This is a genomic window from Curtobacterium sp. AG1037, from assembly GCF_003349855.1.
In the GTDB taxonomy this organism is placed as follows: Bacteria; Actinomycetota; Actinomycetes; order Actinomycetales; family Microbacteriaceae; genus Curtobacterium; species Curtobacterium citreum.
In genome coordinates, this window is sequence record NZ_QQAO01000002.1 from 302092 (window position 1) to 316996 (window position 14905).

Annotated in this window: 16 protein-coding genes; 9 read left to right on the forward strand and 7 right to left on the reverse strand. The window is 73.4% G+C overall.

The features are described from left to right. Positions 1–179: 179 nt before the first annotated feature. The 3 genes from DEU32_RS03890 (at position 180) to DEU32_RS03900 (ending at position 2806) form a co-directional block, all read left to right on the forward strand. Positions 180–1142 carry a hypothetical protein gene (locus tag DEU32_RS03890; RefSeq protein ID WP_114849408.1) on the forward strand — a complete coding sequence of 321 codons (963 nt, stop codon included), beginning with the start codon at positions 180–182 and terminating at the stop codon, positions 1140–1142. 70 nt (positions 1143–1212) lie between these two features. Then, positions 1213–1953 carry a histidine phosphatase family protein gene (locus tag DEU32_RS03895; RefSeq protein WP_114849409.1) on the forward strand — a complete coding sequence of 247 codons (741 nt, stop codon included), beginning with the start codon at positions 1213–1215 and terminating at the stop codon, positions 1951–1953. Beyond that, the gene (locus DEU32_RS03900) at positions 1943–2806 is read left to right on the forward strand and encodes an NAD(P)H-hydrate dehydratase (RefSeq protein WP_114849410.1); all 864 of its coding nucleotides are present in this window, start codon (positions 1943–1945) and stop codon (positions 2804–2806) included. Before DEU32_RS03895 ends, DEU32_RS03900 begins: the two co-directional genes overlap by 11 nt. A 172-nt stretch (positions 2807–2978) precedes the next feature. On the opposite strand, the gene DEU32_RS03905 is transcribed toward DEU32_RS03900, so the two are convergent. Further along, the gene (locus DEU32_RS03905; protein ID WP_114849411.1) at positions 2979–3416 is read right to left on the reverse strand and encodes a YdeI/OmpD-associated family protein; all 438 of its coding nucleotides are present in this window, start codon (positions 3414–3416) and stop codon (positions 2979–2981) included. A gap of 238 nt (positions 3417–3654) precedes the next feature. On the opposite strand from DEU32_RS03905, the gene DEU32_RS03910 reads away from it, so the two are divergent. From DEU32_RS03910 to DEU32_RS03925, 4 genes are all read left to right on the forward strand, one after another. After that, entirely contained in the window at positions 3655–4797 is a 1143-nt protein-coding gene (locus DEU32_RS03910) for an ABC transporter substrate-binding protein (RefSeq protein WP_114849412.1), read from the forward strand. 67 nt (positions 4798–4864) lie between these two features. Then, complete coding sequence (locus tag DEU32_RS03915) at positions 4865–5824, forward strand: ABC transporter permease subunit (protein ID WP_114849413.1); 960 nt, start codon at positions 4865–4867, stop codon at positions 5822–5824. Between the two features lie 32 nt (positions 5825–5856). After that, positions 5857–6696: an ABC transporter permease gene (locus tag DEU32_RS03920; protein WP_229666860.1), complete on the forward strand. Its 840-nt coding sequence runs from the start codon at positions 5857–5859 to the stop codon at positions 6694–6696. Next, positions 6693–7763 (forward strand): ABC transporter ATP-binding protein, encoded by a 1071-nt coding sequence (locus DEU32_RS03925; RefSeq protein WP_114849415.1) that lies wholly within the window; start codon positions 6693–6695, stop codon positions 7761–7763. Before DEU32_RS03920 ends, DEU32_RS03925 begins: the two co-directional genes overlap by 4 nt. Before the next feature lie 78 nt (positions 7764–7841). Here the strand turns inward: DEU32_RS03925 and DEU32_RS03930 are convergent, their stop codons facing one another. Next, positions 7842–8321 carry an NUDIX domain-containing protein gene (locus DEU32_RS03930; RefSeq protein WP_114849416.1) on the reverse strand — a complete coding sequence of 160 codons (480 nt, stop codon included), beginning with the start codon at positions 8319–8321 and terminating at the stop codon, positions 7842–7844. 58 nt (positions 8322–8379) lie between these two features. Between DEU32_RS03930 and nagB the strand changes: the two genes are divergently transcribed. Next, positions 8380–9165 (forward strand): glucosamine-6-phosphate deaminase, encoded by a 786-nt coding sequence (nagB, locus tag DEU32_RS03935; RefSeq protein ID WP_114849417.1) that lies wholly within the window; start codon positions 8380–8382, stop codon positions 9163–9165. A gap of 39 nt (positions 9166–9204) precedes the next feature. Here the strand turns inward: nagB and DEU32_RS03940 are convergent, their stop codons facing one another. Together DEU32_RS03940 and DEU32_RS03945 are read right to left on the reverse strand one after the other, a co-directional pair. Next, positions 9205–10374, reverse strand: coding sequence for a MalY/PatB family protein (locus tag DEU32_RS03940; protein ID WP_114849418.1), 1170 nt, complete (start codon positions 10372–10374; stop codon positions 9205–9207). 28 nt (positions 10375–10402) lie between these two features. Further along, on the reverse strand, positions 10403–11341 hold the full coding sequence (locus tag DEU32_RS03945; protein ID WP_114849419.1) for an SDR family oxidoreductase: 939 nt from the start codon (positions 11339–11341) through the stop codon (positions 10403–10405). Positions 11342–11465: 124 nt separating this feature from the next. On the opposite strand from DEU32_RS03945, the gene DEU32_RS03950 reads away from it, so the two are divergent. After that, positions 11466–12296: a helix-turn-helix transcriptional regulator gene (locus DEU32_RS03950; RefSeq protein ID WP_114849420.1), complete on the forward strand. Its 831-nt coding sequence runs from the start codon at positions 11466–11468 to the stop codon at positions 12294–12296. Between the two features lie 46 nt (positions 12297–12342). Here the strand turns inward: DEU32_RS03950 and nagA are convergent, their stop codons facing one another. The 3 genes from nagA to purU are packed head-to-tail and all read right to left on the reverse strand — an operon-like array spanning position 12343 to position 14846. Then, a complete protein-coding gene (nagA, locus tag DEU32_RS03955) occupies positions 12343–13482 on the reverse strand; it encodes an N-acetylglucosamine-6-phosphate deacetylase (protein ID WP_114849552.1) in 1140 nt (379 codons plus the stop codon). A 50-nt stretch (positions 13483–13532) separates the two neighbouring features. Further along, entirely contained in the window at positions 13533–13949 is a 417-nt protein-coding gene (locus DEU32_RS03960) for a YrdB family protein (protein WP_114849421.1), read from the reverse strand. A gap of 6 nt (positions 13950–13955) precedes the next feature. Then, a complete protein-coding gene (gene purU, locus DEU32_RS03965) occupies positions 13956–14846 on the reverse strand; it encodes a formyltetrahydrofolate deformylase (protein WP_114849422.1) in 891 nt (296 codons plus the stop codon). Between the last annotated feature and the right edge of the window lie 59 nt (positions 14847–14905).

Sequence of the window (14905 nt, forward strand, 5' to 3'; positions counted from 1 at the left end):
GGAGACGATCCGCGCAAAGGAGGTCAGAAGTTCCTGCCTGTCATGCGCGGATCGGCATCCCAGGTCGGTTGCGATGGGCTCGATCGTCACTCCTCCACACAGGCAACGGCCTGGAGGCGCGTCCACAGCCCGCCCCGTCGCTCACCGACGAGCGTCGTCAGACCGTGATCGTGGTCGGTATGGAGACACCACTCGCGATCTTCCGGGCGAGCCCGCTGCAGGACGCTGGCCGGTCCGGCGCCACGTTGCGGCGCCGGGCCGCGTCCGACGGCCCCGACCGTCTCGTCCGCGTCGGACCGAACGCGTTCGTCCGTGGGGCGGACTGGGACGCCGCCGGTCCGCGCCGGCGGTACGTCACCCGCATCTTCGCCCGCCTGGGACGACGGAGCGTCGCCGCTGTCGGCTCCCATGCTTCGGCCGTCGCCGTGCACGGACTGCCCCTGCCGGGTCCGTGGCCGGACGACGTGCACCTCACCGTCCCGAAGTCGCACTACCGGAGCGGCACCCGGGGGCTGGTCCTGCACACCAGACCGGTCCCGTCCGCGCACCTCGTCGAGCACGGCGGCGTGCGCTTCACCTCCGTCGCGAGGACCGTGGCGGACATCGCCCTGCTCGGCGACGTCCGGACGGCGGTGGTGGTCGCCGACGCTGCACTGCGCGCCGGAGTCGAGCGGGCGAGCATCGTGCAGGCGCTCGGGGGCACTGCGAAGGACCGGGGTCGTGCCGTCGCCACTCGTGCCGTCGAGCTCGCCGACCCGCGGTCGGGTTCGGCCGCCGAGTCACTGGCACGGGTCGTGTTCCGTGAGATGGGCCTGCCGAAGCCGGTGCTCCAGCAACCCTTCGTCGTCGGAGGGCGCCGGTACGAGGTCGACTTCTGGTTCCCCGAGCAGGGCGTCATCGTCGAGGTGGACGGCCGAGCGAAGTACACGCAGGAGCGGTTCCTCGCGGGCCGGACCGCCGACCAGGTGTTCATCGACGAGAAGCGCCGACACGAGGCACTGCTGACGGTGCCGGGTGTCCGACGCATCGTCCGGATCGAGTGGCGCGACCTGTGGGACCTCGACGCGCTGACGAGACGGTTCCGTGCAGCGGGCCTCCCCTGCGCGGTCCGGCCGGTGCGCAGCGCACGAGGTGTCGCCTGACGCAGCATCGGTGGGCGGAGTGAGCCCGGAGCGGTGAGGGAGCACAGCGGCGCCTGGCTAGCGTGACGCCATGGCTGTCAGGGAGATCTGGCTCGTGCGCCACGGGGAGTCGGAGGCGAACGTCGCCGCCGCCCGCGCCGAGGCCGACGGAGCAGACGTGATCGACGCGGGCCACCGGGACGCCGACGTCCCGCTGAGCCCCCTGGGGCGGGAGCAGTCACGTGCTCTCGGGCGCGAGCTCGCGGACCGCGGCGTGGACGACGTCCCGGTACGCCTCTGGGTCTCGCCGTACCTGCGCGCTCAGCAGACGATCGACCTCGCACTCCAGGCCGGCGGGTTGGACGAGCCCGGTCGGCGGGTCGACGAGCGGCTCCGCGACCGAGAGCTCGGCGTGCTCGACCTGCTCACCGCGCAGGGCGTCCGCAATCGCTACCCGGACGAGGAACACCGTCGCCAGTGGCTCGGCAAGTACTACCACCGCCCATCCGGGGGCGAATCGTGGATCGACGTCATGCTGCGCTTGCGTTCGCTGCTGCACGACGTCGACCGGCTCGACGAACCCGAACGACTGCTCGTCGCCGCGCACGACGCCGTCGTCATGCTCACCGTGGCCGTCTGTCTCGACCTGGACGAACCCGCGCTGATGTCGTTCGCGGCCGATCACACCGTGGCGAACGCCTCGCTCACACGACTCCGGCGGGACTCCCCCGGGGCCCCGTGGACGCTCGAGGAGTTCTCGGCCGTCGGGCACCTCGACGACGACGAGGTCACCGAGCACAGCGGGCGGAAGGACGACACCCGTGTCTCCTGAGTCGATCACCCCGAACGCCCTGCGTGACTGGCCGCTGCCTGAGCCCGGTGCGGGCAAGTACGGCCGTGGCCAGGTCCTGGTCATCGGCGGCGCGGCTCGGACCCCCGGGGCAGCGATGCTCTCGGCGCTCGCCGCGCTGCGTGTCGGAGCGGGACGGCTCACCCTGGCGGTGGCGGCGAGCGTGGCCGCCGAGGTGTCCGTCGCAGTCCCGGAGTCCGGGGTGCAACCACTCGACGAGGACGACGCCGGCCACATCGCCGTCGGAGCGCTGACCGCCGCCGAGGACGACGCCGGCAGCGCGGACGCGGTCCTGGTCGGCCCAGGGCTCGACGAACCGGACGGAGCCCGCGACCTCGTGGGGCGGATCGCCGCCGCGGTGGGGCCCGAGACGAACGTCGTGCTCGACGCCTTCGCGCTCGGTGTCGCAGCGGACGTCGCCGACCAGCTCGCGCCACTGCGTGGCCGCCTCGTGATGACGCCGAACAGCGGCGAGGCCGAGCGCCTCCTCGGCCGGGAGTGCGGGGACGACGACGCCGCGGACGCCCGTGCGATCGCCGAGCGGTTCGGGGCCGTCGTCGCGCTGTCCGACGTGATCGCGGCACCGGACGGCCGGGTCTGGGCGAAGGGCACCGGTGCCGGTGGCCTCGGGACGAGCGGCAGCGGCGACGTGTTGTCGGGCGTGGTGGTCGGTCTGCTGGCTCGTGGGGCGGAACCCGAGCAGGCAGCGGCATGGGCGTCGTACGTGCACGCAGCTGCCGGTGACCGTCTCGCCGTGCAGGTCGGGCCGCTCGGCTACCTGGCGAGCGAGCTGCTCACCGAGATCCCGCGCGTGCTGGTCGAACTCGGCGGCTGACCCGTCAGAACCGCCGGGCGTTCGAGCCCATCGCACCCGACATCGGAGGACGTTCCGCGCACAGGGGGCAGGAACGAACGACACCCTACGAGCGATTCGGTCTCCTACGCGCGGATCGGCCGACCTCGCGCGGATCGGTGCGGCAGCCCGGCGACCACGCACCCGGCCCCGCTCAGCCGCTCAGGGACTCGACGGCCCTGTCGATGCGGCGCTGGCGGGTCTCGGGGGCCTTCGCCTGCACGACCGGGTCGACGAGCGCCCGCTGCCGTGAGTTCGACAGGGTCTCGAAGGCGGCACGGACGCCGGCCTCCTCGAACGCCGAGGCCAGGTCGTCCGGCACCTCGACCGAGCGCGGGAGCGTGTCGACCTCGAGCGTGACCTCGACGGTGTCCCCGGCAGCCACCCCCGCGGCGGTGCGGTGCTCGGCCGACAGCGGGACGAGCGACTGGCCGCCCATGACCCCGATCGTCGACCGGTAGGTGTAGCCCCCGTCGATCGTGACCACCACGGCCGGTCGACCCCCGGCGCCGAGCGCTGCGACGACCTCCGGCGGGACGGGCAATCCGGTGGCGGTCTTCCGCGCCTGCAGGACCGTCGTCGTGAACTGCATCCGTGCCTCCAGACCGAGGACGCGCCATCAGCGCGGACGCGCCACCGGAGCGAACAAGGGAACGAGCGAACAAGCGAAACCGTACAGCCGCACCCGCTGTTCCGCCACCGTTCACCACCGCAGCACTGCTCGGAAACCGGCCCCGTCCACGATCGTCCAGAACGCGGTGCCGCCCCCACCGGCCCGCCCGAACCGCACCCGCAGCACCCCACCCCACAGCACCCGAAAGGCGCACCCCGTGCAGCACACCCGCACCCTGGCCGGCCTCGCCCTGGCCGCCGCCGCAGTCGTCACCCTCGCCGGCTGCTCGGCGACGAGCAGCGCGTCGACGTCGAGCGACACCGACTGGAAGACCGCGACGAGCGCCCAGTCCGCCGGCGGCATGGGCGCCCTCGTCAAGGCCGCGAAGGCCGAGGGCAAGCTCAACGTCATCGCCCTCCCGCCGACCTGGGCGAACTACGGCAAGATCATCGACGGCTTCGAGAAGAAGTACCCCGGGATCACGATCAACTCGGCGAACCCCAACGGGTCGAGCGCCGACGAGATCGCTGCCGTGAAGTCGCAGAAGGGCCAGTCCACCGCCCCCGACGTGCTCGACCTCGGCAACGCGGTGATGCAGCAGAACCTCGGGCTGCTCACCGACTACAAGGTCGCGAACTGGTCGGACATCCCCGACACCCTCAAGGACAAGGACGGCAAGTGGACCCGTGACTACACGGGCCTGATGTCGATCGGCTACGACTCCTCGAAGATCAAGCAGGCGCCGAAGGACCTGAACGACCTGCTCGGCAGCGAGTACAAGGGGAAGGTCTCGATCGCGGGGGACCCCACGCAGGCGAACCAGGCCGCCTCCGCGGTCTACCTCGCAGCGCTCGAGAACGGCGGCTCCGCGGACGACATCACCAAGGGTGTCGAGTTCTTCGGCAAGCTCAAGCAGGCCGGCAACTTCCAGAACGTGCTGCCCTCGCAGGCGACGGTGGCCTCGGGTGAGACCCCGGTCGTCGTCCAGTGGTCGTACAACAACCTCGCGTGGGGCCCGGCGGCCGGTGCATCGGGGAACAAGAACTGGAAGACGGTCGTCCCCGAGGGCCAGGCCCTCGGCTCGTACTACTCGCAGGCGATCAACAAGGACGCCCCGCACCCGGCGGCCGCGCGCCTCTGGCAGGAGTACATCGCCAGCCCCGAGGCACAGAACCTGTACCTGCAGGCCGGTGCCTTCCCGTCGACCCTCGCCGCCATGGAGCAGTCCGGCAAGGTCGACAAGGACGCCCTCGAGCAGGCCGGCGGCATGCCGAAGGACTACGTCGAGCTGACGGACGCGCAGGTCACCGAGGCCGCGAAGGTCCTGGCGGCCAAGTGGTCCGCCACGATGGGGTCCTAGTCCCGTGACCACGGCACCAGCGGCGGGAGCGCGCAGCACCGGGACGCCCGGCCCGGGACCGGGGACGGTGGGCACGGCCCCCGTCACCGCGGGCCCGGCCGCCACGAGCACCGCCCCCGCCGCCGGTGCCGACGTCGGAACCCGCAGGACCACGACGACCGCGGCGGGCCTCCGCGCCCGCCGCGGCCCCGGCCTCGCCTGGCTCGGACTCACCCCCTTCGCCGTCTACGTCCTGCTGTTCCTCGCCGTGCCGGCCGTCATCGCGGTCAGCAGCGGGTTCTTCACGGGTGACGGTGCGTTCACCCTCGCGAACCTCGCCGCGTTCGCGGACCCCTCCGTCCTCCGCGCGTTCGGCGGCTCGTTCGGCCTGTCCGCCGTCTCCGCGGTGCTCGGCGCCGTGATCGGGGCCCTGGTCTGCTGGGCGCTCGCCGCGCTCCGCCCGGACGGCCTGGTCCGTTCGATGATCGACGCCGCCGCGAGCGTCCTCGCCCAGTTCGGCGGCGTGATGCTCGCGTTCGCCTTCATCGCCACGATCGGCGTCCAGGGCCTGGTCACCACGTGGTTGGTGTCCGCGACGGGCGTCGACCTCAACGCGAACGGCGCGTTCCTGTACACGGTCCCCGGACTCGTCCTGCCGTACGTCTACTTCCAGGTGCCCCTCATGGTCCTCACGTTCATGCCCGCCCTCGAGGGCGTCAAGGCCCAGTGGGGCGAGGCCGCGGCCACGCTCGGCGCCTCCCGCGCCACGTACTGGCGTCGCATCGCCCTGCCCGTGCTCGCGCCGGCCTTCTGGGGATCGCTGTTGCTCCTGTTCGCGAACGCGTTCTCGTCGTTCGCGACGGCCGCGGCGCTCATCTCGCAGGGCGGCATCGTCCCGCTGACGATCCGCGCGCAGCTCACGAGTGAGACGATCATCGGCCTGCAGAACGTCGCCGGGGTGCTCGCGCTCGGCATGGTGGTCGTGATGGCGGTCGTGATGGGCGCCTACTCGCTGCTCCAGCGACGGGCTGCGCGGTGGCAGCGGTGACCGCCGTCGGCACGCGTCCGTCCCGTGGTCGGGTGACCCGGCCGGGAGGCACGCCCCGCGTCCGCCGCTTCGGCGTCGCCCCGTCACGGGTCACCGCCGCGATCGTGCTCGGCGTGGTCGGCCTCGTGTTCGCCGTCCCGCTCCTCGCGCTCCTGCAGTTCACGTTCCGGCAGGGCACCGACGGGTCGCTGACGCTCGCGCACTACGCCGCGATCCTCGACCCGGCGAACGCGGGCACCTACCAGCCGGTGTTCGACGGCCTGTCCGCGTCCCTGCTCATCGCCGTCATCACGGTGGCGATCGTGCTGTTCGTCCTCCTGCCCGCGCAGGTCGTCACGGCGCTGCGGTACCCGCGGCTGCGGCGGGTGCTCGAGTTCGTCTGCCTCGTCCCGATCACGGTGCCCCTGGTCGTGCTCGTCGTCGGGTTCATCCCCGTGTACCAGGTGGTCGCGCAGCTCCTCGGCTCGGACGCGTGGACGCTGTCCTTCGCGATCGGGATCGTGGCCCTGCCGTTCGCGTTCCGCCCGATCGCGACCGCGCTGACCGCCGTCGACGTCACCACCCTGTCCGAGGCGGCCCGCTCGCTCGGTGCCTCGTGGTGGACCGTGACGTGGCGGATCCTGCTGCCGAACCTCCGCCGCGGCATCACGGCCGCGTGCTTCCTCACGATCACCGTCGTCCTCGGCGAGTACACGCTCGCCTCGTTCCTTTCCCGGACGACCTTCCAGACCGCGCTGCTGCTCGTCCAGGGGACCGACCCGTACGTCGCCGCGGTGTTCTCGCTCGCCGCACTGCTGTTCGGGTTCGTGCTGCTCGTCCTCATCGGCCGCGTCGGGACGTCCCGCCGGTCCCGCTCCAAGGAGTCCGCATGACCGTCACCGCGCCCGCCGCCCCGTCGTCCCTCGTCACCGAGGGCGCGACCGTGGAGCTCGAGGCCGTCGAGAAGCACTACGGCACGCACCGCGCCCTCGCCGGGCTGTCCCTCCGCATCGAGCCGGGGGAGTTCGTCTCGCTCCTCGGCCCGTCCGGCTGCGGCAAGACCACGGCGCTCCGGGCCCTCGCCGGGCTCGAGGCGATCGACGCCGGCGCGATCCGCATCGACGGCGTCGACGTCGCGCAGACCCCGGTGAACCAGCGCGACATCGGGATGGTGTTCCAGCAGTACTCGCTGTTCCCGCACATGACCGTGCGCCAGAACGTCGCGTTCGGCCTCGAGATGCGGAAGGTCCCCGCTGCCGAGCGTCGCGCCCAGGTCGTCGACGCGCTCGACATGGTGCACCTCGGCGAGTTCGCGGACCGGTACCCGCACCAGCTCTCCGGCGGTCAGCAGCAGCGCGTCGCCCTGGCCCGGGCGCTCGTCACCCGCCCCCGGGTCCTGCTGCTCGACGAGCCGCTCTCCGCCCTCGACGCCAAGGTCCGGGTGTCCCTGCGCGACGAGATCCGCCGCATCCAGAGCGACCTCGGCATCACGACCGTGTTCGTCACCCACGACCAGGAGGAGGCGCTCGCCGTCTCCGACCGGATCGCGGTGATGCACGCCGGGGACGTCGAGCAGGTCGGGACGCCGGAGGAGCTGTACCGCACCCCGACCTCGGCGTTCACGGCGGACTTCGTCGGGCAGTCGAACCGGCTCCGCGGGGACCTGCGCGGCGGCGACGTGTTCGTGTACGGCTTCCGGTTGCCGGCGCTCGACACCGGGGCGGCGGACGGCCCGGTGCTCGCCTACGTCCGGCCGGAGGACGTCGCCTTCGCGTCCGACGGGGTCACCGGCACCGTCGTCGCGTCGAGCTTCCTCGGGTCGATCCGGCGCACCACGGTCCGGCTCGACGACGAGACCGTCGTGACCGTCCAGCACGAGGTCGGCGACCGCCGCACCGCCGGGGACGCCGTCGCGCTCCGGCTGCTCGGCGCCCCGGTCGCGACCGCCCCGATCGCGTAGCCCTCGGGGGCGCGACCCGCGCCGTCGTCCACGGGAGGCGCGTGGCGGGCCCGCACCGTGCCTCCCGTCCGGTGCGCGTCAGCGCTCGAAGCGCGCCGCCTGCTCGCCGGACAGCGCCGCGGCGACCCGCGCCCGCATGTCCGCGCTCATCGCGGGCAGCGCGTCGAGCGGTGCCCAGAACGCCTCGGTGTTCTCGCCGTCGGCCGGGGCCGGCGTGCCGGACACGTACCGGCACGTGAAGACCAGGTCGAGGTACTGCGCACGGTCCCCGTTCGGGTACGTCATCTCGGGCAGGACCTGCACCCACGCCAGGCGTTCGGCGACCGCGACCACGTCGGCCTCCTCGAGGACCTCGCGCTCGGCCGCCACCGCGGGTTCCTCGCCCGGGTCGACGATCCCGGTGACCGGGGTGTACGCCCCGGTGTCGGCACGTCGGACGACCAGGAGTTCGCGGTCGGCGCCCTCGCCACGGGTGACCACGGCGGTCACGCCGGTCAGCCAGAGCAGGTCGGTGCCGATCTTCTCGCGCAGGGACAGGACGTACTCGGGGGTGGGCATGCCCCCACGCTACCGACGAACCCTGTTGCGAACTGGTCATGACCAGTAGGGTGGGCGCGTGGAGATCATCATCCTGTCCTCGCCGGCCGAGGTCGGTCGCGTCGCCGCCGCCAAGATCGCCTCGGTCGTCGCCGAGAAGCCGTCCGCCGTCGTCGGGCTCGCCACCGGGTCGAGCCCCCAGGGGATCTACGCCGACCTGCGCCGTCGCGTGCAGGACGGGCAGGTCTCGTTCGCCCAGGCCCGCGGGTTCGCCCTCGACGAGTACGTCGGCATCCCGCTCGACCACCCCGAGTCGTACGCGTCCGTGATCGCCCGCGACGTCGTCGAGCCCCTCGGCTTCGACCCCGCGCGCGTCCGCGTGCCCGACGGCCGGGCCACCGACCTGGCCTTCGCCGCGAAGGAGTACGACGCCGCCATCCGGGCTGCCGGCGGGGTCGACGTGCAGATCCTGGGCATCGGCGCGAACGGGCACATCGGGTTCAACGAGCCGACCTCGTCGTTCGCGTCCCGCACGCGGATCAAGACGCTCGCGCCGTCCACGCGCGAGGCCAACGCGCGCTTCTTCGACTCGCTCGACGACGTCCCGACGCACTGCATGACGCAGGGGCTCGGCACCATCCTCGAGGCGCGCGAGCTCGTGCTCGTCGCGCAGGGGGCGGCGAAGGCGGACGCGGTCGCCGCGGCGGTCGAGGGGCCGCTGTCGTCGTTCGTGCCGGGGTCGGCGCTGCAGCTGCACGAGCACGCCACCGTGGTGGTCGACGAGGAAGCGGCGGCCGGCCTGCAGCTCGCCGACTACTACCGGTACACGTACAACCACAAGCCGGAGTGGCAGCGGTTCGAGTGACGCCCCGGCGCGGGCACGGGCTCCAGGCCCGGGCTCGGGTCAGCGGGCGGCGGACAGGCGCGCGAGGCCCTCGCGCAGCGTCTCCTCGGAGCAGCCGAAGTTGAGCCGGGCGTGCCCGGTGCCCTGGCGTCCGAAGTCGCGCCCGTTCGACAGCGCCACCTTCGCCTGGTCGACCAGGAGTCGAGCGGGCTCGTCGCCCCACGGCAGCGCCCGCAGGTCGAGCCACGCCAGGTAGGACGCCTGCGGCTGCCGGTACCCGGCACCGGGCAGTGCCGTCCCGAGCTCCTCGGCCAGGACCCGTCGGTTCGCGGCGAGCTCGGCCAGCAGCGACGCCAGCCAGGGTTCACCGTCGTGGAACGCCGCCACGCTCGCGGTGTAGCCGAGGATCCCGGTCCGCTCGACGACCTCGACCGGCAGGCCGTCGAACCACCCGCGGGCACGGTCCGATGCGCCGACCATGAGCGCGCACTTCGTCCCGGCGAGGTTCCAGGCCTTGCTCGCGCTCGTCAGGGCGACCCCGTGCTCGACCGCCTCGGGCCCGCAGGTCAGGAAGGGCGTGAACACCGCGTCGGCGTGGGTGAGCGGCGCGTGGATCTCGTCGGACACCACCACGGCGTCCCACTCCGCCGCGAGCCGGGCCAGCGCGACGAGTGCCTCCCGGGCGTGCACGAGGCCGAGGGGGTTGTGCGGGTTGCAGAGCAGGACCGTCCGGGCACCCGCCGCGAGCGCCGCGGCGATGCCGTCCAGGTCCATCCGCCAGCCGGCCGTCGTGTCGTACGGGTCCGGGTCGCCGGCCGGCGGGAGCAGCGGCACCTCGGTGACGGTGCCGCCGGCCTCGCGCACGTAGTCCCAGAACGGCGGGTAGACGGGCGGCATCACGACGACCTGGTCACCGGGGGCGATGACCCGGCGGAGCACCTCGACCGCCGCGACCGAGACGTCCGTCGTCGTGCGGACCAGGTCCGGGTCGACCTCCCACCCCCACCGGCGCCCGGCGAAGTCGGCGAACACCTCGGGGAGCACCCGCGTGTGCCCGACGTACCCGGTGTCCCCGTTCGTGACGGCCCGCACGAGGGCGTCCCGGACCGGCTCGGCGGGCACGGAGTCCATCTCGGCGACGAACATCGGCAGCACGTCGGCGGGGTACGCGGTGTACTTCTCGCTCGTGCGGTCGCGGTGGGCATCGAACGGCGAGACCATGACGCTCATGTGCCCAGCCTGGCACCGCGGGCACTGGTCAGGCGAACGTCGCGCCGGTCAGTTCCTCGGACAGGTCCCACACCCGCGCCGCGTCCGCCTCGCTCCGCAGCGGTCGCCAGAGCGCGTGCCGGCCCGGGGCGCCGCCGACGTTCCCGGGGCCGAGCGGACCGTGGAGCGCGCCGTCGCGGCCGGCCGGGTCGGTCGCCGCGAGCAGTGCCGGCAGACCCGCCGTGTGCGCGGTCCCGACCAGGAGGCCCCGCGCCGACAGCCACCGGATCGCCCGGACCGACGCGGTGTCCCCGGAACGGCCGAGCTCCGGACGGGCGGCGAGCAGGCTCGTCGGCGCGACGCCGGGGTGCGCGAGGTTGCTCGTCACACCCCAGCCGTGCCGGCGGCTGCGTCGGGCGAGTTCGAGCCCGAAGAGCCCGAAGGCGACCTTCGACTGCTGGTAGGCACGCATGCCGTGGTAGCTGCGCTCCCAGTTCGGGTCGTCCCAGTGCACCGAGCCGCTCCGCGCCGCGACGCTGATCTGGGAGACGACGTGGCCGCGCGCCGCGCGCAGCAGGGGGAGGAGCCCGGCGACCAGGGCGACGTGCCCGAGGTGGTTCGTGCCGAACTGCAGCTCGAAGCCGTCCTGCGTGGTCTGCCGCTCGGGCGGGGTCATCACGCCCGCGTTGCCCACGAGCAGGTCGACGGGGGTCCCCGCGTCGACCATCGAGCGGGCGAAGGCGCGCACGGAGTCGAGCGACGACAGGTCGAGCGTCCCGAGGGTCACCGAGGCACCGGGGTGCTCGCGGAGCACCTGGGCCCGCGCGGCCTCGCCCTTGGCGGTGTTCCGGACCGGCAGGACGACCGCCGCACCGGCTCCGGCGAGGGCGGTGGCGATGCCCAGGCCGATCCCGTCGCTGGCACCGGTCACCACGGCGGTCTGCCCGTCCAGGCGGGGGAGGGAGATCTCGATCGGTCGTCTCGGCACGGTGTGCTCCTCGTCGTCGGCCCCCGGTCGTCCCGGGTCGTCCCCAGCGTGCCGCGGCGCCGCCGGTCGAACCAGGACCTGTCGGACCGTGGCTCCCGGGTCCGTGTCCCGCGATGATGGGCACGTGATCGATCGACCGGGACTGGGCGCCTTCCTCCGCCGTCGCCGAGCGGCCCTGCAGCCCGCCGACGTCGGCCTGCCACCGGGCCAGCGCCGTCGGACCGACGGCCTGCGACGCGAGGAGGTCGCGACGCTCTGCCACATGTCGGCCGACTACTACGCCCGGCTCGAGCGGGGCACCGGGCCGCACCCGTCCGAGCAGATGGTCGCCGCGATCGCGCAGGGACTGCACCTGAGCCGGGCCGAGCGGGACCACGTGTTCCGCCTGGCCGGGCACCGACCGCCGGACCACGGCGCCGGGACGGACCACGTCGGCCCGGGCATGATGCGGATCTTCGACCGGCTCGTCGACACCCCGGCCGAGGTCGTGTCGGAGCTCGGCGAGACCCTGCTGCAGACCCCCCTGGCGGCGGCGCTGTTCGGGGACGCGCGCGAGCGGCAGGGACGTGCGCGGTCGATCGGCTGGCGGTGGTTCACCGACCCGGACGCCCGCACCCTGTTCCCCCCGGAGGACCGGGACGCCACGGGGCGGCTCTACGTCTCGTCGCTCCGCGAGATCGCCGCGCGTCGGGGCCCCGGGTCGACCGCGGCCGGGTTGGCCACGGCGCTGCTCGAGCGTTCGGAGGAGTTCCGGGCGCTCTGGGACGAGCAGGAGGTCGGGCTCGTCCCGGGTTCGGTGAAGCGCTACGACCACCCCGACGTGGGGCGGCTCGAGCTGCAGTGCCAGATGCTGCTCGACCCGGAGCAGGCCCACGTGCTGCTCGTCTACACGGCGGAACCGGGGACGGTGAGCCACGAGCGGCTCCGCCTGCTGTCCGTCCTCGCACCCGCCTGAACGAGCGCCGCCCGCTCGTCAGCGCCGGGTCGCCAGCGCCGTGTGGTCAGGGCAGGTGCTCCCCGGCGCCCCACACCCGCTGCACGTGCAGCTCGGGTGACAGCGCCACGAGGTCGGCCGCGTACCCGGGCGCGATCCGACCCAGCCGGTCGCCGAGCCCGAGCGCGGCGGCGGGGACGGAGGTGAGCGCTCCCACGGCGTCGGGCAGCGACGCCCCTGCTTCCGCCACGGCGAGTCGCAGCGCCCGGTCCTGGGTCAGCGTCGACCCGGCGATCGTGTCCGTGCCGGCGACCCGCGCGACGCCTTCCACCACCTCGACGCTGAGCGACCCGAGCGCGTACGAGCCGTCCGGCGACCCGGCCGCGGCCATCGCGTCCGTGATGAGCGCGACCCGCCCCGGTGCCCCGCGGAGCAGGACCCGGGCGACCGCGGGGTGCACGTGCACACCGTCGAGGATGAGCTCGAGCGTCACCCGGTCGTCCTCGAGTGCCGCGGCGATCGGGCCCGGCGTCCGGTGGTGCAACCCCGGCATGGCGTTGCACGCGTGGGTGAGCAGTGTGGCGCCCGCGTCGAACGCGGCACGGGCCTGGTCGTACGAGCAGACGGTGTGCCCGACGGCGACGACCACCCCGGCGTCGACGAACCGGCGGACGGCGTCGATCGCCCCCGGCAGCTCCGGCGCGATGGTGACCTGGCGGAGGACCCCGGCGCCGGCGTCGAGGAGGGCGTCGACGACGTCGGGCGTGGGGTCGACCAGGAACGACTCGTTGTGCGCGCCCTTGTTGTGCGGCGACAGGAACGGTCCCTCGAGGTGGGCACCGAGGACGAGCGGGTCGGTCGCGGCGACGGTTCGGATACGCTCGAGGGACGCCACGAGCGAGGGCAGCGGGTTCGCGACGAGGGACAGCACCGAGCGGGTCGTGCCGTGTGCGCGGTGGACGGCGAGGGCGGCGTCGAACGCCTCGTCCTCGTAGGCGGCGCCGGCACCCCCGTGGCCGTGCAGGTCGACGAACCCGGGCGTCAGGACGGCGTCACCGAGGTCGAGCACCTCCGTCGCCTCGGGTGCTGCGGGGCCGGAGCCGACCGCCTCGATGACGGCACCGGCGAGCAGGACCCAGCCGTCCGCCGAGGACCCGGCCGCGTCGACGACGTGTGCGGCGCGGACCAGGGTGCGCCGTGCCTCCAGGCCGGAGCCCGGGACGGAACCCGACCCGGAACCCGAGCCCGACACGTCGCTCACGCCGTCTCCCGACGGAACGCGACCACCCCGGACAGCGCGGCCACCACGATGAAGACCAGCCCGACCACCGGGTGCCCGAGCGACACCCACGCCGCACCGGCTGCGATGACGAGCGCGACCTCGACGATCACCTTGCCGACCACGTCGGTGTCGATCGGCGACCGCGGCGACCGGAACAGGAACCACACGACCGCGGCGAACAGCGGCGCCCCGACCATGAACAGCACGCCCGGGAACGGCAACGGCCACGCCAGGTAGCCCCAGTACGCGAGCGACGCCAGGCCGAACGCGCACACGACCACCCGCAGCACGGTCCACGCGGACACGGGCCGGGCCGGGCGACGGGGCGCGGTCGGCTCGGTGGGCGGCGGGACCTCGCCCCAGTCGACCGGGCTCTGCGGTGCGTTCGTCATGTGGTCCTACTTGAAGATGATCGTGCGGGCGCCGTCGAGGAGCACGCGGTCCTCGGCGATCCAGCGCACCGCCTGGGTGAGCGTGCGGGACTCCTCGTCCTGACCGATGGACACGAGTTCGGACGGGTCCTTGGTGTGGTCGACCCGGACCACGTTCTGCTCGATGATCGGGCCTTCGTCGAGGTCACTCGTCACGAAGTGGGCCGTCGCACCGATGAGCTTGACGCCGCGGGCGTGCGCCTGCCGGTAGGGATTGGCGCCCTTGAAGCCGGGCAGGAACGAGTGGTGGATGTTGACCGCTCGGCCCTGCAGCGCCGCGCAGAGCTCCGGCGACAGGATCTGCATGTAGCGGGCCAGGACGACGAGCTCGATGTCGTGCTCGTCGACGGCGTCGAGGATGCGCTGCTCCATCGCCTGCTTCGAGGCCGCGTCGGTGACGGGCCGGTGCTCGAACGGGACGGAGTAGAACGACGCCAGGCCGGCGAGCTCCGGGTGGTTCGACAGGACGAGCGGGACCTCGATCGGGAGCTGCCCGCCGCGCTGCCGGTAGAGCAGGTCGTTCAGGCAGTGCCCGGCCTTCGACACGAGCACGAGCGTGCGCATCGGCCGGCCGACGACGTCGAGCTGGACGCGGGCGTCGTAGCGTTCGACCACGGGGGCGAGTGCCTGCTCGAAGGCCGCCCGGCCGACGGGGGCCATGACCTGCAGGCGCATGAAGAACGTGTTCGTGTCGGCGCTCGAGAACTGCTGCGACTCGGTGATGTTGCCGTTCGCCGCCACGACGGCTCCGGACACGGCGTGCACGATCCCGGGACGGTCGTCGCAGACGAGCGTGAGGGTCCAGTGCGTCGGGGTCTGGTGCGCGGGGGTCTGGTGCGCGGGCGTCGGGTCGGTCACCGGAACAGGCTACCGGCCGGGGCGGGCACGTTCCGGCGGGGATCGGACGCCGGTTCGGC

Coding starts and splice junctions, on each gene's coding strand:
- DEU32_RS03925 (WP_114849415.1), top strand. CDS start 6,693: ATGACCGTCACCGCGCCCGCCGCCCCGTCGTCCCTCGTCACCGAGGGC.
- DEU32_RS03890 (WP_114849408.1), top strand. CDS start 180: ATGGAGACACCACTCGCGATCTTCCGGGCGAGCCCGCTGCAGGACGCT.
- DEU32_RS03905 (WP_114849411.1), bottom strand. CDS start 3,416: ATGCAGTTCACGACGACGGTCCTGCAGGCGCGGAAGACCGCCACCGGA.
- DEU32_RS03930 (WP_114849416.1), bottom strand. CDS start 8,321: ATGCCCACCCCCGAGTACGTCCTGTCCCTGCGCGAGAAGATCGGCACC.
- DEU32_RS03895 (WP_114849409.1), top strand. CDS start 1,213: ATGGCTGTCAGGGAGATCTGGCTCGTGCGCCACGGGGAGTCGGAGGCG.
- DEU32_RS03960 (WP_114849421.1), bottom strand. CDS start 13,949: ATGACGAACGCACCGCAGAGCCCGGTCGACTGGGGCGAGGTCCCGCCG.
- DEU32_RS03940 (WP_114849418.1), bottom strand. CDS start 10,374: ATGAGCGTCATGGTCTCGCCGTTCGATGCCCACCGCGACCGCACGAGC.